Origin of the sequence: Oceanobacillus sp. MO10714A (assembly GCF_037072045.1) — a bacterium.
GTDB classification, from domain to species: Bacteria; Bacillota; Bacilli; order Bacillales; family Amphibacillaceae; genus Oceanobacillus; species Oceanobacillus indicireducens.
Map to the genome: position 1 here is coordinate 25,535 of NZ_JAXHDC010000039.1, position 6,036 is coordinate 31,570.

At 35.7% G+C, this 6,036-nt stretch carries 8 protein-coding genes and 1 pseudogene; 4 read left to right on the plus strand and 5 right to left on the minus strand.

Translation table 11 applies throughout. The features are described 5' to 3' along the window. Positions 1 to 439: 439 nt before the first annotated feature. The gene (locus tag SPD53_RS15500) at positions 440 to 1,489 is read left to right on the plus strand and encodes an ATP-grasp domain-containing protein (RefSeq protein WP_156856935.1); all 1,050 of its coding nucleotides are present in this window, start codon (positions 440 to 442) and stop codon (positions 1,487 to 1,489) included. Between the two features lie 44 nt (positions 1,490 to 1,533). Then, complete coding sequence (locus SPD53_RS15505; RefSeq protein ID WP_336253099.1) at positions 1,534 to 2,616, plus strand: M20 family metallopeptidase; 1,083 nt, start codon at positions 1,534 to 1,536, stop codon at positions 2,614 to 2,616. A gap of 76 nt (positions 2,617 to 2,692) precedes the next feature. Here the strand turns inward: SPD53_RS15505 and SPD53_RS15510 are convergent, their stop codons facing one another. The 5 genes and pseudogenes from SPD53_RS15510 to SPD53_RS15530 form a co-directional block, all read right to left on the minus strand. Next, the gene (locus SPD53_RS15510) at positions 2,693 to 3,136 is read right to left on the minus strand and encodes a hypothetical protein (protein WP_336253100.1); all 444 of its coding nucleotides are present in this window, start codon (positions 3,134 to 3,136) and stop codon (positions 2,693 to 2,695) included. 41 nt (positions 3,137 to 3,177) lie between these two features. Next, positions 3,178 to 3,591, minus strand: coding sequence for a hypothetical protein (locus tag SPD53_RS15515; RefSeq protein ID WP_336253101.1), 414 nt, complete (start codon positions 3,589 to 3,591; stop codon positions 3,178 to 3,180). Between the two features lie 28 nt (positions 3,592 to 3,619). Continuing rightward, positions 3,620 to 3,757: pseudogene (locus SPD53_RS15520) on the minus strand (IS256 family transposase); the annotation flags it as partial. Between the two features lie 218 nt (positions 3,758 to 3,975). Next, positions 3,976 to 4,167, minus strand: coding sequence for a hypothetical protein (locus tag SPD53_RS15525; RefSeq protein WP_336253102.1), 192 nt, complete (start codon positions 4,165 to 4,167; stop codon positions 3,976 to 3,978). Continuing rightward, positions 4,164 to 4,847, minus strand: a complete 684-nt coding sequence (locus SPD53_RS15530) for a sigma-70 family RNA polymerase sigma factor (protein WP_336253103.1) — start codon at positions 4,845 to 4,847, stop codon at positions 4,164 to 4,166. The genes SPD53_RS15525 and SPD53_RS15530 overlap by 4 nt, the downstream gene beginning before the upstream one ends. A 339-nt stretch (positions 4,848 to 5,186) precedes the next feature. Here SPD53_RS15530 and SPD53_RS15535 point away from each other — a divergent pair, with 339 nt between their 5' ends. Beyond that, complete coding sequence (locus tag SPD53_RS15535; protein WP_336253104.1) at positions 5,187 to 5,534, plus strand: helix-turn-helix domain-containing protein; 348 nt, start codon at positions 5,187 to 5,189, stop codon at positions 5,532 to 5,534. Between the two features lie 269 nt (positions 5,535 to 5,803). Then, positions 5,804 to 5,965 carry a YvrJ family protein gene (locus SPD53_RS15540; RefSeq protein WP_336253105.1) on the plus strand — a complete coding sequence of 54 codons (162 nt, stop codon included), beginning with the start codon at positions 5,804 to 5,806 and terminating at the stop codon, positions 5,963 to 5,965. Positions 5,966 to 6,036: the final 71 nt, after the last annotated feature.

A 6,036-nucleotide genomic window follows, 5' to 3' on the forward strand; every position in this document is an offset into this window, starting at 1 on the left:
GTTGACGTTTACCTTGGATAAAACGTTTGTTTTTCACCTTTTAAAAAGAAGGTTTTGTTTTCTAAAGAAAGTTATCTTTTAAACACCCAAGACAACAACTAATAAAATAACAAAAGATGAAGGCCACTTTTTATAAGGAAGCCCAACATGTGAAGGTGGGGGTATACAGTCCGTAAATACCTGATTCTGTTCAACTAACATTCAGTGGGGAGGTAAGGATTCCCCACAGAATGAAGTTTCACTTTATGGAGCGTTTGCTTTCAAGATATTAACGTTTTAGATGACGTATATATTCGATCCTTAAACAAGAAAGTCGATGTTCAATGCTCCCAAGTTGTGAGTTTTACGAATAAAGGAAAAGATTAAAGTTTATCATGCTGGGTAAACATTAATATCTTGTTTCCGAAAAAATGATATAAACAACGAGGAGTTGAACAAGTTGAACATCTTATTGACATCAACAGCAAGAAGAATAGACTTGGTAAATTTTTTTAAGGATGCTTTAAAAAAGGTTGATATCGATGGGAAAGTAATTGTTGCCGATCCTGAATATAATTCGCCGTCACTCCAAACTGGAGACGAGAATTATGTAATTCCAGAACAAACAGATACAAATTATATGGATGCAATTATTGAGATTTGCAAGAAGCATGAGGTGGACTGTCTTGTTCCATTAAATGATTGGGAAGTACCCGAAATATCAGACCACAAAAAAGAACTGGAAAAATTAGGTGTATCTGTATTTGCGCCGAATTCCAGTATTGTAGAAAAGGTGCGGGATAAAGGGAAATACCGAGAGTTGCTGGAACCGTTTAACGTAAAATCCCCACTTTCCTATTTTAACGCAGAAGATGCGAAAAGAGCATTGGAAAAACAAGAAGTATTCTTTCCGTTAATCGTGAAGCCTCGTAACGGTTCCGCCTCAATAGGAATAGAACTTATTGACAATGTAGAGGATATGGAGTTTGCTTATCAGCATGCTATTCAGGAGATTAAGGGAAGCCCACTCGATGGAGACACTTCAAGAAAACCGCAAGATAATATCATCATTCAGGAAGTGATTGAAGGGGATAAGTTTAGTGTCGATATGTTTAACGATTTAAATGGCCGCTTTCTTACATCCTTTGCTAGGAAGCAATTAGGTATGAGGGGCGGAGATATTGACCGATGTATTACTGTAAATATTCCGGAATTAACAGACATTGCACAGCAGCTAGGTGAAGGTTTTGGCCATGCAGGTTATATAAACACAGATGTTTATTTTAATGGGAAGGATTATTATGTTATTGACATTAATCCCCGTTTTGGCGGTGGCTATGCGTTTACCCACTTAGCAGGAGCTGATATTCCATCTGCAATAATTGCACTAACTGCAGGGAAGGAGATACAAGAAGAGTGGCTGCATCAAAAACCTAATATCGAGCTAGCGCGTCATGATATCGTTGTTCCCATAAATAAACGTAAAATCATGGAAGCACTTGAAGAGTAGTAGCTGGTAAAACACTTGAATATTTTAAATGTAGGAGGGATAAAATGCGTGATCCAATTCCCTTACTAGAAGAATTAATAAAAATAGACAGTTCCACAAAGGCAGGTGCGAATGAAGCAATTGCTTATTGTGAGCAATGGTTAACCAACCAAGATGTCCCTGTTAAAAAAATAGAAAATCACGGATTTCACATGCTTGTAAGTGAATTAGGCCAAGGTGATTTTACGATTGTCTTGAACGGACATATCGATGTCATTGCAGCAGAGGAAAGACAATTCCAACCATATATGGAAGATGGGAAAATGTATGGCCGTGGTACAGCTGATATGAAAGCAGGAGTAGCTGCTTCAATGGTGGCAGCTGCTCAATTGAAAGATATGGAATTAACGTCCAAAGTTATGCTTCAAATCGTTCCAGATGAGGAGACCGGTGGCAAGTATGGAACGAAATATTTAACGGAAAAAGGCTACTTGGGAGACTTTATTATTTGCGGTGAACCAACAAATATGGGGATCGGCATTCAATCTAAAGGAGTACTCCAGATGGATATTACTGTCCTGGGAAAACCCGCACATGGAAGCCGGCCTTGGGAAGGTACAAATGCAATCACGAAAGCAATTGAACTCTATGAAGAAATTTTAGAGCTTCCTTTTGCACAAGAACGTTCATCCATGTTTACAAAGCCTTCTATCAATCTCGCAAAGATCCAAGGAGGGACCGTTTATAATAAAGTCCCAGAGCGGTGTGAGCTGTCACTGGATATCAGATATCTGCCACATCAATCTCCGGAAGATATCATTCATCAGATTAAGACAATTACAGACTGCAGTCTATCAATCCATAATCGCAATAATCCAATCAAGACAAAAGAAGACAATCCTTATGTGGAAGCGTTGGAAGAATCAATTAAACGAATTACTCATCTGGAAAAAGTTAATCTATTCGGTCAACATGGTTCCAGCGATGGACAATTTTTTACCGAGTACGGAGGTGCCGCTGTAGAATTTGGACCGATCGGCAGTGATTGGCATGGAGAGAACGAAATGGTTTATGTAGATTCGGTGAGAGAATACCGGGATGTGCTGGTGGATTTTGTTTTATCTTTGGAAGGTAATTTGCGAAAGTAGCTGATAAGCGAATGAAAAAGGAAAGTCCACTTAACCGATTAGAGTCGGTTTAGACTGTCCTTCAATTCGTTAGTTTCTACCTAAACGTTCGCTTCCATAAAATTGCCGTAGCCACGATAAGAAGCACTAAATAACCATAAATTGCAAAAGGTATAAAGGAGATTAATAGATGTATTAGCACAAATATCCCAATAATAATCATTAACAGGATAATGATCCATGCAGTACTACCGCCTTGCTGGACCGTTTCAATCGGCTCGGTAAACGGATATTCTCCTTTATTAAACAGCTTATAAGCGATAAGCATCTGCAATAAAGCAATGACAAAAACAACTGCTATATCAGGCAGTATACGGATAGAAAATATCCAGATGTAAAGAATCGACAGTACAAGCATAATTGGTAAGTACAGCTTTACAAACATTGCTTTTAAAGCAGCACTATAGACAATAGAATGCTTTTGAATCGGTGTTGTTCGAAAAATCCATGCACCTTTGTATTTTGCGGAAAACTGCAGCATATAAACAACTGTTCCGATGATAACAGTGGAAAAATAAATGGTTAAAAGGATTTTCCTTGCCCTAACTCTTCCAGTGTTTGAAAGTTCAAATTGTTAAAAAGGAAGATTAATGGGAAAACAAATGCCATTCCCAATGAAGGGTAGACCTTTAATTTAAAATCTCTTTCCCGGCTTATCATAATTGAAGAAAAGCGGTAAAACACTCTTTCTTCTTTGCTAAAACAAATTAATTTTTCGATCAGGTCATTTAGCGTCCGTTTTTTCTTCTTTTTCGTACTTGATTCTTCCATCAGCTTTTGCAAATTCCGTTCGAAAGCTGGCATAGAGAGATAATAGAAGAAAATGGATAAGATTGGTCCTAATACGGCTAAAACAGAAAGAATGATAATCTCGCTCGTATAATTATGATTTAACACGAGTTCAAAGGGTGCACTGAACCATATTGGCGGAATCAATACATGCCACCAGCTAAAGTCATATACATTTCAACATGGACTCAAACATGGGTCCAAATATATCTTTAAGTGCATTTTGCATATCTTCTACGGTCTCTGGTTGGTATTTTTTTAGAATTTGTTTAGCTAATTCAGCTGATTTCTCTTCTCGCTTTGACTTAGTCAATAGAATAGCCTCCCATTCGTTATAGTTTTATTCTAACGATAAAAAACTAAACTGCGAAGTAAGAGCTGTGCGCTCTCCTACTTACACAGTTTAGTTTACACATCCTTCAAAGGTTTGAAGATAATTTTTGTTTATCTTCAGAGGCAATCTGATAGTATCTTTTCATAAGCGCGGAGTAAGTGCTCTAGAATATTTATATGAAGTCTAAGAAGTGCGTTTTATTTAGTTATATTAGATTGAATATATTCAAACAAACCTGGTATTTCTTCATTTTTAAATATATCTATTTTCTCAATAATTTTAATTTTTAATTCTTGCGATAAGTCTTCTCTGTCATCATATACCGTTTCTTTTACATGCTTTTTAATTTTTGACTCCACTGTTTCTAATACTATCATTTCAGTAATCATTTCTTATTCATCTCCTCACTTTTTTCAATAAGGATTTCTTTTAATTGATTTAATGTTTTCTTATGCCAGTATGAAATATTTTGTTCTGTTTGACCAAAGTATTCTGCAATATTTCTATTTGTATATCCCTTCATATAGTAAAGATTTAATATCTCTAACTGCTTTTGACTTAAAATTTTCAACGATTCATATAATATAGGGTTTTTTACCTGAAAAAGGATTTCATTTTTATTTTCATTTTTAATCAAATATTCTTCAGGTGTTTTGGTTGAAGCTGCAATAAAATCCCCCATCGTTACATTAGAGTCATCACTCCCATTGTTGATGGGTTTATCAAAAATAAGCTGGAATCTTTTGTTCCTCTTTTTCACCCTTTTATCATAATCAATTGGATACCTTCGAATCAATCCTGACATATATCCTATAGTTCTATTAAATAGATAGAAATCTCTGAATTTATTATCCAGATGGACGCAATTGTCTTTAACCCCGTCCATTAATTCAAAAAAATCTTTTTTATTTTTTTTATCCTTTAAAAACTCTTTTACTACGGGGTTTTCTAGTATTTCTGGCAAATACTTTTTTATTTCATTTACTACCTTTTGACAATCAGAGATGCCCTCTTCTTTCTTAGCCATTATTCTAGAGCAACAGACATTTCTAGTAACACTATTTGTCATAAAAAATCCCCCTTTTAATATTAATAGTGAATCGAGTATTAAAAAACTAAAAAGAACCTACGTTCTAATACTTTAACAGATATTCCCATAAAGTAAACTTCTTTTCCAATTGTTTTAGTATTTTGTCACTTTTTCCACTCTTTAAAAGAAGAGGTTTTAGTGAATAACCAAATAATTCCTAATTTGACTATCAACAATGGTGTAGTTCATGAAGGACTATCATTGATCAACCATTTCAAACTATGGAAAAATTAATTACTATTTATGAATTAAATATCGCTCTCTTTATGCTTTTAATTAACCCAAAACGAGAAAAGGAAAGTAGGGAGGCCGTTTAAAATGGATAAGAGTAAACAAATCTATGAATTGTCCGAGACAAAGCGAACAACGAAAAACCGCCGACTTTTTGAGCGTTATCAGGTAGTCAAGCTGGTCTTGGAAGGAGTTCAGATTAAAGAAGCAGCTGCACGTATTATCAACCGTGACCCGCATACTGTGGGAAATTATGTCGCTTCCTATAAAAAAGGCTGGATAGAGGCTCTTCAGCCAAAGAAACAAAGTGGTCGCCCTCACCGCCTCACACAGGAACAAGAAAGTGAACTTCGGGAGATTGTTGCTTTTTCAACACCTGAAGAAGTTAGTTTCTCCGCCCGAGCAACTGGACTCTTTCATTGGTTGCGCAGCTGATTTAAGACAAATGGGGCGTCCCTTACCATGATCCGAGATTACCAGACAGTGGAAGGACATGGTACAACATTACTACTGACGATAATAGTAATTATCAACAACGTCTCCGATTACCTAGGTCACGGAAACATACAGGTAGGTATAATAACATTACAAAATAAAAAAGCACCATAGGAATAGCTCCGGATGCAAATTCTATTCTATACTTTTAGACAATTTTATCGAAAACACAAGGCAATGGATTTTTACAATTATAAGGTGGTGATAATATGATTCCTTCAATTGAATCCTTTCTAGCAGTTGTTGGCAATTGGGGTTTTCCACTTGTATTGGCCGTTTATCTATTAATTAGATTTGAAAAAAGAATAGATCTATTAACTGAAGCTATTGCGACCTTAAAAGAATCCATTAATAATAATGAAGGTAAATAGGAATACAACAAAGAAACTGTACATTAAGTCTGCAGCTATAAAGAGTAAAAATTTTTCGTGATAAATTCAAT